The sequence below is a fragment of the Bacteroides cellulolyticus genome (assembly GCF_025567135.1).
GTDB lineage: Bacteria > Bacteroidota > Bacteroidia > Bacteroidales > Bacteroidaceae > Phocaeicola > Phocaeicola cellulolyticus.
In genome coordinates, this window is record NZ_JAOQJJ010000001.1 from 318,378 (window position 1) to 332,462 (window position 14,085).

Annotated in this window: 19 protein-coding genes; 13 read left to right on the forward strand and 6 right to left on the reverse strand. The window is 38.9% G+C overall.

Annotated features, from left to right (window positions below; genetic code table 11):
• Nucleotides 1-26: 26 nt before the first annotated feature.
• From OCV82_RS01365 to OCV82_RS01375, 3 genes are all read right to left on the reverse strand, one after another.
• A complete protein-coding gene (locus OCV82_RS01365; RefSeq protein ID WP_154042745.1) occupies nt 27-1,583 on the reverse strand; it encodes a sulfatase-like hydrolase/transferase in 1,557 nt (518 codons plus the stop codon).
• 159 nt (nt 1,584-1,742) lie between these two features.
• Complete coding sequence (locus OCV82_RS01370) at nt 1,743-2,522, reverse strand: Cof-type HAD-IIB family hydrolase (protein WP_154042746.1); 780 nt, start codon at nt 2,520-2,522, stop codon at nt 1,743-1,745.
• A 14-nt stretch (nt 2,523-2,536) separates the two neighbouring features.
• On the reverse strand, nt 2,537-4,471 hold the full coding sequence (locus OCV82_RS01375; RefSeq protein WP_394802636.1) for a heavy metal translocating P-type ATPase: 1,935 nt from the start codon (nt 4,469-4,471) through the stop codon (nt 2,537-2,539).
• Nucleotides 4,472-4,645: 174 nt separating this feature from the next.
• Here OCV82_RS01375 and OCV82_RS01380 point away from each other — a divergent pair, with 174 nt between their 5' ends.
• From OCV82_RS01380 to OCV82_RS01400, 5 genes are all read left to right on the forward strand, one after another.
• Entirely contained in the window at nt 4,646-5,077 is a 432-nt protein-coding gene (locus tag OCV82_RS01380) for a Fur family transcriptional regulator (protein ID WP_154042747.1), read from the forward strand.
• 1 nt (nt 5,078) lies between these two features.
• Nucleotides 5,079-5,915: an AraC family transcriptional regulator gene (locus OCV82_RS01385; protein ID WP_154042748.1), complete on the forward strand. Its 837-nt coding sequence runs from the start codon at nt 5,079-5,081 to the stop codon at nt 5,913-5,915.
• A gap of 68 nt (nt 5,916-5,983) precedes the next feature.
• Nucleotides 5,984-6,652, forward strand: coding sequence for a cation diffusion facilitator family transporter (locus tag OCV82_RS01390; RefSeq protein WP_154042749.1), 669 nt, complete (start codon nt 5,984-5,986; stop codon nt 6,650-6,652).
• The gene (locus OCV82_RS01395) at nt 6,649-6,876 is read left to right on the forward strand and encodes a FeoA family protein (protein ID WP_154042750.1); all 228 of its coding nucleotides are present in this window, start codon (nt 6,649-6,651) and stop codon (nt 6,874-6,876) included. The genes OCV82_RS01390 and OCV82_RS01395 overlap by 4 nt, the downstream gene beginning before the upstream one ends.
• A 23-nt stretch (nt 6,877-6,899) precedes the next feature.
• Nucleotides 6,900-7,814 (forward strand): helix-turn-helix domain-containing protein, encoded by a 915-nt coding sequence (locus OCV82_RS01400; RefSeq protein WP_154042751.1) that lies wholly within the window; start codon nt 6,900-6,902, stop codon nt 7,812-7,814.
• Nucleotides 7,815-7,820: 6 nt separating this feature from the next.
• Here OCV82_RS01400 and OCV82_RS01405 read toward each other — a convergent pair whose 3' ends face one another.
• Together OCV82_RS01405 and OCV82_RS01410 are read right to left on the reverse strand one after the other, a co-directional pair.
• Nucleotides 7,821-8,696, reverse strand: a complete 876-nt coding sequence (locus OCV82_RS01405; RefSeq protein ID WP_154042752.1) for a radical SAM mobile pair protein B — start codon at nt 8,694-8,696, stop codon at nt 7,821-7,823.
• The gene (locus OCV82_RS01410; RefSeq protein WP_154042753.1) at nt 8,669-9,358 is read right to left on the reverse strand and encodes a radical SAM mobile pair protein A; all 690 of its coding nucleotides are present in this window, start codon (nt 9,356-9,358) and stop codon (nt 8,669-8,671) included. Before OCV82_RS01410 ends, OCV82_RS01405 begins: the two co-directional genes overlap by 28 nt.
• 62 nt (nt 9,359-9,420) lie before the next feature.
• On the opposite strand from OCV82_RS01410, the gene OCV82_RS01415 reads away from it, so the two are divergent.
• Entirely contained in the window at nt 9,421-9,591 is a 171-nt protein-coding gene (locus tag OCV82_RS01415; protein ID WP_258323334.1) for a hypothetical protein, read from the forward strand.
• Here OCV82_RS01415 and OCV82_RS01420 read toward each other — a convergent pair.
• Nucleotides 9,578-10,021 carry a YhcH/YjgK/YiaL family protein gene (locus OCV82_RS01420; protein ID WP_154042754.1) on the reverse strand — a complete coding sequence of 148 codons (444 nt, stop codon included), beginning with the start codon at nt 10,019-10,021 and terminating at the stop codon, nt 9,578-9,580. The two genes, OCV82_RS01415 and OCV82_RS01420, sit on opposite strands and share 14 nt — an antisense overlap.
• Nucleotides 10,022-10,449: 428 nt before the next feature.
• On the opposite strand from OCV82_RS01420, the gene OCV82_RS01425 reads away from it, so the two are divergent.
• From OCV82_RS01425 to OCV82_RS01455, 7 genes are all read left to right on the forward strand, one after another.
• Complete coding sequence (locus tag OCV82_RS01425; RefSeq protein ID WP_204393751.1) at nt 10,450-10,614, forward strand: hypothetical protein; 165 nt, start codon at nt 10,450-10,452, stop codon at nt 10,612-10,614.
• A 4-nt stretch (nt 10,615-10,618) separates the two neighbouring features.
• Nucleotides 10,619-11,359: an HNH endonuclease gene (locus OCV82_RS01430; protein WP_154042755.1), complete on the forward strand. Its 741-nt coding sequence runs from the start codon at nt 10,619-10,621 to the stop codon at nt 11,357-11,359.
• 200 nt (nt 11,360-11,559) lie between these two features.
• Entirely contained in the window at nt 11,560-12,546 is a 987-nt protein-coding gene (locus OCV82_RS01435; protein ID WP_154042756.1) for a PGN_0703 family putative restriction endonuclease, read from the forward strand.
• A gap of 95 nt (nt 12,547-12,641) precedes the next feature.
• Complete coding sequence (locus tag OCV82_RS01440) at nt 12,642-12,854, forward strand: DUF3791 domain-containing protein (protein WP_154042757.1); 213 nt, start codon at nt 12,642-12,644, stop codon at nt 12,852-12,854.
• A 2-nt stretch (nt 12,855-12,856) separates the two neighbouring features.
• Complete coding sequence (locus tag OCV82_RS01445) at nt 12,857-13,327, forward strand: DUF3990 domain-containing protein (RefSeq protein ID WP_154042758.1); 471 nt, start codon at nt 12,857-12,859, stop codon at nt 13,325-13,327.
• A complete protein-coding gene (locus tag OCV82_RS01450; RefSeq protein WP_154042759.1) occupies nt 13,324-13,548 on the forward strand; it encodes a DUF3791 domain-containing protein in 225 nt (74 codons plus the stop codon). Before OCV82_RS01445 ends, OCV82_RS01450 begins: the two co-directional genes overlap by 4 nt.
• Nucleotides 13,549-13,627: 79 nt before the next feature.
• Nucleotides 13,628-14,062 carry an NfeD family protein gene (locus OCV82_RS01455; RefSeq protein ID WP_154042760.1) on the forward strand — a complete coding sequence of 145 codons (435 nt, stop codon included), beginning with the start codon at nt 13,628-13,630 and terminating at the stop codon, nt 14,060-14,062.
• The last annotated feature ends 23 nt before the right edge of the window (nt 14,063-14,085 follow it).

Below are 14,085 nucleotides of genomic sequence, written 5' to 3' on the forward strand. Positions count from 1 at the left end.
CGCTTATTCAGATATTAAAAGATTGTTTACATCTTAGTCTTTTCAAACTTGTTCTTTTCTGCCATCAGGATTTTTTCAAGTTCCTGTGTCTTTTCAGGATTTTCCTTAGCTACATTTTTCTTTTCAGAAGGATCGTCAACTACATTATAGAGTTGTACTTCCTTGCTGTTGCCAAGTTCTGTCTTGGTCCAGAATTCCAATGCAGGCTTGTCGCTAGTCTCAATATACTTCCAACCGTCTTTAACGATAGAAAGCGTGTTGTTCAGGTTCTGTTGGATTACATAATCGCATCCCTTAGTATCTGTTCCAATAAGAGTGTTCAGATAGTTACGGCTGTCAGGAGCCTGTCTTTGAGGAATTTCATAACCTAACAAACCTGCAAATGATGCAAAGAAATCGACAGTAGAATAAAGTCCTTCCTGTACGGCTGGTTTAATCTTCTCCGGCCATCTTACAAGCAATGGAGTACGTGTACCAGCCTCGTATGCACTGTATTTGCCACCGCGATAATTCAACATAGGAGTATGTCCGTTAAGCAATTCGCGAGCCTGATCCTGATAACCGTCGTCTATTACAGCACCATTGTCACTCAAGAATACAAAGATAGTATTGTCGGCAATATTCAGACTATCAAGAGTATTCATAATCTCGCCTACTGTCCAGTCTAACTGAAGGATAACATCTCCGCGAGTACCCAAACCACTCTTTCCTGCAAATCTTGGATGCGGTACACGAGGTACGTGAACATCCTGAGTTCCCATATAAAGGAAGAATGTAGTGTCCTTGTTGCTTACGATAAAGTCTTTTGCTTTCTGTGTAATGATATCAGCAATCTTTTCATCATCCCACAGTGCAGACTTACCGCCTGTCATCCATCCGATACGTGGAATTCCGTTGATAATAGTATTATTGTGTCCCTGACTAGGTTTCAGTTTTACAAGTTCAGGATTTTCCTTACCTGTAGGCCAGTCTCCCACCTTATGGTCATAGCTGACAGTTATCGGATCATTAGGATCAAGTCCATCTACACGACCATTTTCTACGAACACGCATGGCACACGGTCAACCGTAGCCGGAATAATGTATTCATAATCGAAACCTATATCCTGAGTATTAGGCTTGATAAGCCCGTTGAAATCAGTACCTCCCTTAGGGCCAAGTCCGAGATGCCATTTACCTACGGCTGCAGTAGCATAACCTTCTGCCTTGAACATGTCGGCCATAGTTGTACATTCTGTATTGATAATCAATTCAGAGTTACCCGGTGCGATACCTGTATTTTCCTGACGCCACGGATACATACCGGTAAGAATACCGAAACGAGTAGGTGTACTTGTAGAAGATGTTGTATAAGCATTTGCAAACTGAAGTCCCTGACTTGCCAGACGGTCGATGTTTGGAGTATGGATTTTTGTTGCACCGTAGCAACTCAAATCGCCTATACCGAGGTCGTCAGCTATAAGGAATACTACGTTAGGATTCTTCTGTTTGTTTTCCGATTGATTTTTAGAACCGCCACCTGAACATGCACTGAGCAATGCCGCAGCTGAAATCAATCCCAAGTGAAAAGTGGTTTTTTCCATAAGGTAAGATTTAGTTTAAAATGATATATGTGGACAAATATACGAAATATTATGAAAAATACATTAATCATACCAAGGAAAATAATATATTTTATTTATATACAGCTATTAAATAAGAATATTTCGATTAAAGCATACTCTATATACTTTCATTGTCTTTTAAAGTACAAACTTCTTCATGGCATTGTAAACCCCATCTTCATCTACAGATGACGTAACATAATCCGCCACTTCTTTGAGAGCCTGATTAGCATTTCCCATAGCAACGCCCAATCCTGCCTTTTCTATTATCGACAAGTCATTACCTCCATCTCCGAAGGCCATTGTTTCATCTATACTGATACCTTCGTGCGATATAATATCCAGAAGACCGTTACCCTTATTGGCATTTGTGGCAGTAATATCAGCGAAGTCCGGATACCAACGTGATGAAACACATCCGGAGAGGTACGGCATAATCTGCTTTTCCTCGGCTACAGAAATGACAGGCGTAAGCTGCAATATTCTTTGTTGCAGAATCTGTTCCACATTATTGTCTTCCCTCATATTGTGTACATTCAGCATCTGGCGGAATATCCGGTCTGTCCTCTCGTCGCTATTGTACATGGTAAGGTCCTTCTCGCCTACCACCATACACGGGAATTTCATATCGTCTGAAAACCTCAACACCGTCAATACATCTTCTTTCGGGATAGGTGTACATGATATTATCTTGCCGTCTGAAAAGCACAATGCTCCATTGGCTGTGATATATCCGTCTATCAGATGCTTTATTTCGTCAAGGTTGTTTATAAGAGATAAAGGACGTCCGGTGGAGATATAAATTCTGACACCTTTTGCCTTTGCCATTGAAATAGCATCTATGGCAGACTGTGGAATACGGTGGGTGTTAAAACTCACCAGTGTTCCGTCAATATCGAAGAATATAGCTTTTATCATATGTTATATCAAAATTAATTACGCAATGCACGCATGGCATTGAATACGGCAAGAACCGTAACACCAACATCAGCGAATACAGCCATCCACATTGTGCTGAGACCTACAGAGGCTAGTACCAGGACTGCTATCTTCACTCCTATCGCAAACCAGACATTCTCGCGGGCTATCCTTATCGTACGCCTTGAGATACTTATCGCCTCGGCTATTTTTGAAGGCTTGTCGTCCATCAGAACAACATCGGCCGCCTCTATGGCAGCATCGCTTCCCAGTCCGCCCATAGCTATACCCACATCGGCACGTTTAAGCACAGGAGCGTCGTTTATTCCGTCGCCCACGAAGGCCAGAGTCTTTCCTTTATCTACAGACGAGAGAAGAGCCTCCACATGCTCCACCTTGTCTGCCGGAAGGAGTTCCGCATGGCAGATATCTATTCCAAGCTTGCCAGCCACATCCATAGCCACTTCTTTACGGTCACCGGTAAGCATCACAGTTTTACTTATTCCCAGCCTTTTCAGTGAAGCTATCGCCTCAGGGCTATCTTCCTTTATACGGTCGTTTATTACGATATGGCCGGCATATTCTCCATCTACAGCCACATGTATTATAGTACCTATCCTATGACAATCATGCCATTTCACACCGATGCTGTCCATCATCTTCTGATTGCCCACACACACCGTACGTCCTGCCACATTTGCCTTTATTCCATGTCCGGCTATTTCTTCCACGTCAGTTACCGGGCAACCGTCGTGCGCCTCGTTTGGAAAAGCCGAACGAAGGGCTTCACCTATGGGATGTGTGGAAAAATGTTCCACATGTGCGGCAAGATGCAGCAACTCCTGTTCGTTGAACCTGTCCGAATGGACAGCCTCAACGGCAAATTCTCCTCGTGTGAGTGTTCCGGTCTTGTCGAATACAACAGTACCAATCTTTGAAAGTGTGTCCATATAATTGCTTCCTTTTATAAGGATACCACGGCGTGAAGCTCCGCCAAGTCCACCGAAAAATGTAAGAGGGACACTGATTACCAACGCACAAGGACAGGACACAACCAGAAATATCAGGGCACGATGGAGCCATAATGGGAACGATTCCATAAAGGCCGACGGTGAAAACAGCGGCGGAATAACGGCAAGAAACAGTGCGGCTATAACCACTATAGGAGTATATACACGTGCAAAACGTGTTATAAACGATTCGCTGCGCGACTTGCTGGCATCGGCATTTTCCATGAGACTGATGATTTTCGACACAGTGCTTTCTCCGAAACTCTTTGTGGTCTTAACACGGATAACTCCCGTAAGGTTTATGCAACCGGACATAACCTCATCGTTAACCGACAATTCGCGCGGCATACTCTCGCCTGTCAACGCTATGGTGTTAAGTGACGATGTACCCTCCACAACTACTCCGTCCAAAGGAACTTTCTCTCCTGGTCTGATAACAATTGTTTCGCCTACATTGACTTCCTGAGGAGAAACTGTAACGATTTTTCCATTTCTCTCCACATTTGCCACATCCGGACGTATGTCCATAAGATGCGAAATGCTGTCGCGGCTCTTTCCTTCGGCATAACTCTCAAACAACTCGCCTACCTGAAAGAAAAGCATAACGAATACAGCCTCCGGATACTCAGTCTCAGCACCGGGGAGGAAACCTATACATAAGGCTCCTATGGTAGCGACAGCCATAAGAAAATGTTCATTAAACACATCTCCTCCGGCTATGCCTTCGCATGCCTCTTTTAATGTCCCGTATCCGACAATAAGATAAGGCACTAGATAAACAAACAGTAACTGCAAGGTTGACAAGTTACCATGTTTCTCAATTATTGCCGCCACTATGAGCAACAACGAGGTGATTACGATAAGAGTAATCTTTCCTCTCAGACCACTATGCGCATGATTGTGCTTATGGTCGTGTACATGTTCATTATTCTCTGTCATAATTCAAATCTTTCTGTTTCGTGACGCAAATATAAAATGGATTTTATACAACCTGGTTGCATAAACACTTTGCGGGAGTATATGCAACCGGGTTGCATAAAAACGGACAGGCGTACAAATGTACTTATTTTTTTATATCTTTGCCGCGATGAAAACAAACAATCAGAAAAGACGATGGAAACTAATGATTTAGCTGACAGCCTGGAGCTTAAGGGAGTAAAACCGACAGCAAACAGAATACTTGTTCTGAAAGCCCTGAAAGAGCAGGCCTGCCCCGTGAGCCTTACCGACCTGGAGGACATACTTGCCAATATGGATAAATCGAGCATATTCCGTGTACTGACACTGTTTCTGGAACACGACATAGTACATTCGTTCGAGGACGGACGCGGAATACTAAACTATGAGCTGTGTACAAGTAAAACGGTTTGCAATCTGTCCGACGCTCATATACATTTCTACTGCGAGTCATGCAGAAAATCATTCTGCATGGATGATATTCCTTTACCCGAATTCGAGCTGAAACCTGGATTTACAATGCGCTCCGTATCGTTTGTAATCAAGGGCGAATGTCCTGAATGCGGCAGGAAGCACAAGAACATTTAGCATGAACAGGATAGACAGTCTGCAAATAGGACACTCTCATGTAAAAGTACACGATTTCAGCATAAAACGTGAGATAACAGACGATGTTAATGTGGAAGTAAATTTTTCACACAGGCACTTCTTTTATGCCATTTACTGGATACACGAAGGAAACGGAATTCACGTCATTGATTTTGAAGAATACAATATACAACCTGACAGGATTTTCTTCGTAAAACCTGAGCAGATACATTTTCTCTGTCCTGAGGGTAAAATCAGGTATTCCGCATTACAGTTTACTGATGATTTCATCATACCCTACTCTACTGACATTCAAGCCACAATGGCGGTTTATAAAGATTTGGATAAGTACGAGAAGAAACGTATAGAAACACTGTTCGACCAAATATATACAGAATCAAATGCCAATCTTGCAAATTCTACAGCTGTAATACAGTCTGAGATGCACACCCTACTGCTGGAGTTTAAAAGGATAGGCAAATGCGACTCCAGGATTTCTACCATACCGGAGGTACTGAACAGGTACAAGACACTTGTGGACAGTTATTTTGTGAAAGAACGTCAGGTACAAAGTTATGCATATAAATTAGGAGTAAGCCCAAATTACCTGAACATACTGGCAAAAAAGCATCTTGGCAAATCGGCATTAGAGATTATAAACGAGCGAGTGTTATTGGAGACAAAACGTTTGTTACTACGTACGGACTTTGAGATTTCTGAAATAGCATATAGGTTAGGTTTTAATGAATTGTCCTATTTCTCACGCTTCTTCAAACGCAATACAGGCATCACGCCCCATGAATTCAAAAACATGATGAATAAAATGTACCAAAAATGAGATATTTTGTGTAATTACAGAATCACTGAAGTTCCATAAATTTGTGCCATAATAAAAACGATAAAAATATGGGATATAGACATGAATCTGTAACACAGGAAAAATCTCAAGGTGAAAAGAGAACAGCTTTTGTAGTAGTATTCTCGGCTACAACAATGGTACTTGAAATAATATTCGGACTGTTCTCAAACTCAATGGCACTTCTTGCCGACGGTATTCACATGGGCTCGCACGTACTGGCGATAGGTCTCAGTTGGGGTGCATACGCATTAGTACGCAGATTACAGAAAAAACAGGTAAATAATATTGACAATAACAAGGTTCTGTCACTTTCGGCCTATACAAGCGGAATTCTTTTATTGATGTTTGCTATTTTTATCATCATAGAGGCGGCAGAACGTTTCTTCACTCCTGCCATTGAGATTAAATACACGGAAGCTATGATTGTAGCAGCCATAGGAATGGTGGTAAACATAATATGCGCATTTGTATTACACGACAACAACGGGCATAAGCATGAAGACTATAACCGCCATTCGGCATACCTGCACGTAGTGGCCGATGCCCTGACAAGCCTCGGAGCCATCTTCGGACTGATATGTGCAATGATATGGGATATTACATGGATTGACACACTCGTGGCTGTTGTATGTTCTGCCGTAATAATACGCTGGGCAAAGAACCTGCTTTTCGACACAGGAAAAATCCTCACATCAAGAAACGATAGAGAGCTATGAAACTTTCAGAGCTTAAGAAAGGAGAAAAAGGAATCATAACAAAAATCAATGGACAGGGACTGTTAAGAAAACGTTTATCGGGAATGGGGTTCATAAAAGGCAAAACAGTTGAAGCTATCAGATATGCACCTTTAGGTAGCCCTATAGTATATAAAATACTAAATTCAGAGATTGCTATAACACCGGATATTGCATCACAAATAGAAATAACAAAAAAAGACTAACTTTGTAGCAAAATACAAGTATCATGAAGCATAAAGAATCGTATGGCATTTATCCGGCAGAAACGGCTGAGCACATTTCTCTGCTGAAATACTCCAAAAGCTCATGTGGGGTAGATTTCCTTCTTAATACGGCCGAAAGTTCAGAAAAGCCGGGATGGTTCAATCTTGAAAAACGGTATAAAACTGATTTCTTTGAGTTTTATTTCTTTCGTAAAGCAGAAGGCTATATGCTTTTGTCGGGCAGAAAGATAGAGTTGCACCCTAATATGGTACTTGTAGTATCCCCTTTCCAGATTCAGGAATGGCATGTCAGCCTGGACAAGTTGGACTATACATTCTTAATATTTCAGGAGGAGTTCATCAACAATTTCCTGTCCGACAAATACTTCATGTACAGACTACTGTATTGCTACCAGCATGACTATCCAACTTTTTTCGATATGCCGAATAAAGAAATGGCGACATATCTCTCAATCTTGCAACAAATGAAAAGAGAACTGCATAATCCTGTAGCTGACGGTTATCATATGATTGTGGCCTGTCTGTATCAGTTTCTTCTATTACTGAACAGATTCTACGCCAAGCATTTCAACCTTCCTTTCGCACCTCCGCAGAACAATTACGCATACCAATACAAAGAACTGCTGGAAAAACATATTTCCGAGAAGACACGGGTCACGGACTATTCTGAAATGATGAACATAAGCAGGGTAACTCTAAATAAGGCTGTCATGCGTGAGTTCGGTCTGTCGGCCGTACACCTGCTGAAACAGCGGTTGCTACAGGAGGTGAAAAACGATATTCTTTTCTCCGATATGTCTGTAAAAGAGATAGCCTTCCGCCTGCATTTCTCTGAGCCGAACCATCTGATGCGTTTCTTCAAACAGATGACAGGACAGACCATCAGTGAATTTGTGACATCTGTCAAGCCAATATAACTAGTTTCACGGTTTCAACTTTATTCTCTCGTGATAAAAATAATTTACTATAACAGGCTTCCCTTTCTCCGAACGTCCATATGGGAGGTCATTAACCAAATAAGGGAAACCGTTTTGTTTTGCGAACATTGAAATCTCCTTTTCTAGTGACTCCCAATAGTCTAATCGTTTCTTGTTATATATTTCATCATACAAGACAAAAACATCCGGATGTTTTTCCTTGATATAATTCATGATAGTACCCTTGAATTGTCCCCTGAGGTTTAGATTTTCAAGCCATACCAAATCGGCAAAATCCTTTACACGCCCAATAATAGCTTTCGCATCGGTAATGCCAGGGAATATAGGCGACACGAAACACACCGTACGTATTCCTGATTCGTACACCTTCCTCATTGCCTCAATTCTCCGCTCTATACTTACAGCACGGTCCATATCTGTTCGGAATTGCTCATCCAAGGTGTTTATAGACCATGATACTGTAACCTTCGGGAACTTCTTCAGCAACTCGAGGTCACGCAAAACCAAATCGGACTTGGTACATATCATTATCTCGGCATTTGTACCTTCCAGCTCTTGCAGAAGTCTGCGAGTCATGCAAAACTCCTCTTCGTATGGATTATATCCGTCTGTAACGGAACCGATAACAATCCTCTGGCCATCGTATTTATGCGGATTGGCTATAGGTTTCCAGTGCTTCACATCAAGAAAGGTTCCCCACGGCTCCGTATGGCCGGTAAAACGCTTCATGAACGATGCATAACAATACTTACACGCGTGAGGACATCCCACGTACGGATTGACAGAGAATCCTCCAACCGGCAAAGACGATTTGGTCATCACGCTTTGCACCTCTATTTCACTGATGATTTCTTTTTCCATGCTTTTTTAATAAATTGTTCCGGTAATTCTTGAATCATGTTATCTTCACCCATAATAGGCAAAAGATCTTCTTTCATAAAAACAGGAATATTACATTTTTTTGCTTGTTCAGCTATATGTAATACCCACTCTGGCCTGGCATCAACTTTCCCTTTTCTTTTTCCGGTTTCTGTTCCTATAACGACCCAGTCAAACCCTCTAAAATCAATTTCGCCTATATCCTCAAAAAGAGGTTCAAATGTGGCATGATAATGTTTAGCCTTAACATGTTTCTTTAAATCTGTAAGACGTTTTTTCTCTGACGCCCTGGTTACAGTCACACCCATCCACACATTTTCATCGTCTGTTCTGAAATCAATAAGTTCAGGTCGCTTGGTCAATAATATGTAAGAATGCTGAGGATTAATAGATATACGATTGAATATTTCATTATTCCATTCTGTTTTCCAATCAGAGAAATCGCTCATTCCGGTGAGAAACCATACATGTGATTTCGGATTATCCATAAGATATAACTTCCTGCCCATATATTCCGGTTTTGAGAAATCATCAGTCATATGAAACCTGTTGCAGTTACACCTGGCATAACAGTAGTTACACCCTATAGTACAACCTATAACAATATTCATATTCTGAATCAGAGATTTAATACACACAGTCATATTACTTATATTTTCCTGCAAAATTAATCCATAATAAACACTGAAAATGTACCATAACAGCAATGAAATATACCAATTTGATAAGGACAGGCGGAAATATTGCAGATACGATGAAGAAACAGAGAAATCAATTAAAAACAAAAACGGAAGAACAGGCAGACAGCCTAATGCTTGCCTATTCTTCCGTTATCAAATGGTCCGTAAATGGAAACCGATATCTTATTTCACTCTAACCTTTACAATAACTTTCTTCAGTTCCACTTCAGTCACGCCAGGAGCATGAGCATCTTCAGGGAAGAAGATAGCGAACATACCTGGTTTAACAGTCAGATAGTCAGTAGCATGACAGGGATAGAAAGTTACATCCTTTTCAGTATTGTATTCAGCCTCAGCAAGGTCTGTTCTTGGCATATATCCCATAAGTTCAGTACCTGTGAGAGGAATCTGGATGTCGATGAAATTATTGTGTGTTTCGATTTTTGCATCATCCTTAGTCTTTGGTCTGGCAGCTGCAAAATTAACGAACAGTTCGCCTTCTTTCAGCACTACCTTACCAAGTTCGTGAGCATTAAGGTCTGTTGATTTCAAAAATTCAATAGCCTGAGCAAACAGCGGATTAACAGAGGCATACATTCCAATGTTTTCAAGTTTGTCGATAATCATAATCGTAATGTTTTTAATTCAGATAATGCAAAGGTATGAAAAATAGATAAAAAACGTCTATATTTAATATGGAAATTCCCAACTTCTCTAGAAAAAAGATTAAATCTAAAGGAACTCCACAAATTGTAATTTTTATATTTAAAATAATTAAATACAAACTCTATTTTTCGTAGTTTTATTAAATTTGTAATAATAATTTTTGTTTAGTGTAGTATTATTTCTGTGTAGCCGAAAAACGTAAAGGTTTTAATTCTAATAAAGATACCAATGTATTGGAAATACACCTTCTGAAAGAACAAGAGGGAAACTGTATTTCTGGACAAAAACAAGTTATAGATATAACAAAACCTAAAATTTTTATTACTGAATAGCAGAATATTATTTTTATAGGGAATAACTTAATAAATAGAATTTGCATAAAATAAGATATGGATACAAAATTGATTCGTAAAGCTTTAGCAGATGCCTATGATTTGCTTTACCAAGAAAGAGAAAGTGTTTGCTTAGATTGGTTGAGTGAAGAATACGATCAGGTATTAAATACTCTGATGCGTGCAATGGAAGAAGTAGATAATGAAGAAAATAAACAATAATTAGATGGACAAGAAGGAAAAACATTTTTTGAACATCCAATCGGATTTTTATCATTACATGGTTACGGAAGGAGGTTTAACTCCAAAAACTAGTAGTGATTATATTTCTAGATTAAAGTTTCTTTCAACGACTTACCGTATAGATAATACTCTAAATGAAGAAAGTGTTGAAGATATTTTACGAAAAGAGGAAATACGCTGCACTGAAAGGGAAAAATATTGTACTAGAAAATCTATCTCTGATTTTCGTTCCGGTTTACGTAAATTCTTAGATTTCCTAAAATCAGATTATCGTAAGCGATACGATAACAGTATTTTATCAGAGATTGAGAAAATTAAAGAGAATCAACATCTGTCTGTTACTGAAAAAGAATCTATTATCTTGTCTAGAAGAGGTCAAGGGGTATTTCGTAACAATTTGATTAAGTATTGGGATGGATGTGCTATAAGCAAATGTTCATTAACAGATATGCTAGTAGCTTCTCACATAAAACCTTGGAAAGATTCAACAAATGATGAACGGCTGGATGTATTCAACGGATTATTACTTTTACCAAATTATGATAAGTTATTTGATTTGGGTTACTTAACATTCACCTCTGAGGGGAAAGCAATTTACTCAAAATTGCTTTCCAAAAATGACAAGTATTTATTGGGATTGACTTCAACTTTATCTCTTTGTCGTATTGAAGAGGCACACAAGACTTATTTAAAATATCACAATAAATATTGTTTTATTGGATAAATGTTTTTTAAAAGATATATGCCCCACTACTTGTAGATATCACAAGTTCAGACTTCATAATCTTAAAACAACATCTCTTCCATGTCTACTACCTGATTAATTAGGTTACTTGCTTTAATTGTTATAGTCCACAAATTTAATTACGAAAACAGATTACAAATAATTACTCATCATATTCTTCAGTACATAGGTTTAAAAGTATGACAAACAAAATATATAAACTAGAAAAGCTTATATTATTAAAACAGAAAGCAGCATATCAAGAAATCCCACTTAGCGCCAGTGAACCAGCATTCAAAGCACATGCAAGGAAAAAGCAGTCACTTTTTCGTCAGATGGTGTTAGGAATTCCATACAATCCCAAACACAAGTTCGGTAAGTATGGGGCTTTCCTCATGGAGCCATTCGCTTCATTAGGATATAATTTCTGTGAGGTTTATCGAAACGATATACTTAATGGCATAAAGGAGCGATACGGGAAATTGAATACAGCTCTCCATGAGGGACTTATGGGCAATATGCTTAGGAGTGAACATATCCCATGGAATGTATTTTATCCAATGAAATCTGACCTGCAAGCCACAGCCGCTCTATTAAAAGAAATTCTGATAACCGACGAGATAGATAATGTAACAGATGTTCGTATAGAATGGGCTCCGCAAAAAGAAAGCGCACTTGATGACAACACTTCATTCGATACATATATTGAATATATGTACAATGGGAAAAAATGTGGTGTAGGTATTGAAGTGAAATATACTGAAGAAAGATATCCTTTTGGAAAATTAGAAAAAAAGAGAGTTATGGAGCAGGAAGATTCTCTATACGCTACCAAGACTCGACAATGCGGATTGTACACAAATGAGATATGCAACCACCACCTAAGTGAAACATTGCTTTGCAAAGATGACTACAGGCAGATATGGAGGAATCATTTATTAGGTGCTGCGATGGTTATGAACGAACAAATCGACAGATTCCATAGTATCACACTTTATCCCAATGGTAATATCCATTTCAAGAAAGTACTTCCTGAGTATGAAAAATTACTGTCGGAATATGGAAAAGCAACATTCGGCTATATTACCATCGAAAAACTCATCCTTCTTATATGTAAGCACTTTGAGATGAATGAAAAGAACAAGCAATGGGTAGACTATCTGAATACAAGATATCCTTTTATCTAAGAATGAATAAAAAAACATTACTCAATTATTTATAATAACCAAGTAATTTGTAATTTTGTTATAATTCATGCGAACTATTAAAATCTCAAATGATTATGGATAAAGAAGTTTTGGATTTTGTAACATTTTGCATCAGCTCATTGGCTGTACATCTTCATCTATCACAGAGAGAAGTTTATAAACGGCTTAAAGAATCAGGGATACTGTATGGATACATTGTCCCCTCATACGATGTACTGCATACATTTGGTTCGCGTTATCTGATGGAAGACCTGACAGATTATATGAAAGAGAAAGGAGTTCTATAATTATGAAAGTATATCATGCTTCAAGTGTTATAGTAGAAAATCCGGACACGATACATTCAAGGGAGTATCTTGATTTCGGACAGGGATTTTACATTACAACAATACGTGAACAGGCTGAAAAATACGCACTGCGTTTTCTGCGTAGAGGTAAACCTGCTTGGCTCAATATATATGAGTTAAGTTATAATATTGATAAATGGAACTTACTTCGTTTTGATTCATATAACAGCGAATGGTTGGATTATGTCGCAAATTGTCGTATAGGAAATCCTGTAGAACTTTATGATATGATTATTGGAGGTATTGCCAACGATCGTGTTATTTTAACATTAGACAGATATTTCGCAGGTGAATTATCCAAAGAGCAAGCGTTAGGTTTATTGAAATACGAAAAGCCAAATATCCAATTATGTATTCGGTCACAACAAATGATAGATGAATGTTTAACTTATATTGAAAGTATTAAATTATGACAGGAGTTTCAAAACAAATATATAAAGGAGTAAAATGCTCAAACATAATATCAAGCTTGAGTGAGATGTATCATATAACAATTGAAGAAGCTACAGATATATATTATAGTTCTGAAATAGCAGACCTTATAGACGAGGGTATTGCTGACCTACATTGCAGAAGTGACAAATATCTTGCTACAGAAATCTGGAATGATTATATCGCTCAAAATCATAATTAAGAATATCTCATATTCTCCTTTGAAAACCCGAAAACTTTTAATATCTTGACAACATAAATCTTTAAAAAACACTTATTTTATGGAAATCTGGCAAATATGGCTTGCCATAGCACTGGCACTTGTTATAATAGAAATAATCACCGTAGGTTTTGCAGCATTATGTCTGGCTATTGGAGCCGTTGGCGCAGCGGTGGCATCTTGTTTCACCGACTCTTTGGTATGGCAGATTACGGTATTCGCTGTTTTCACCTTAATATCATTTATCTATATACGCCCGTTCATGCTCAAATTTCTTTCAAGGAAGAAAGATTCGCCTAAAAGCGGAGTGGAAGCTCTTATCGGACGGACAGCCATCGTTGAGGAAGACATCATTCCGGAAACAAATAGCGGACGCGTAGCCATCGACGGGGACAGATGGAAAGCAGTATCAGAAAATGGCGATAGTATCACCGCAGGCGAGAAGGTAGAGGTCCTGAAAGTGGACAGCATAATCCTTACCGTCAGGAAAGTATGACTAACTGTATTATAAACTTATAA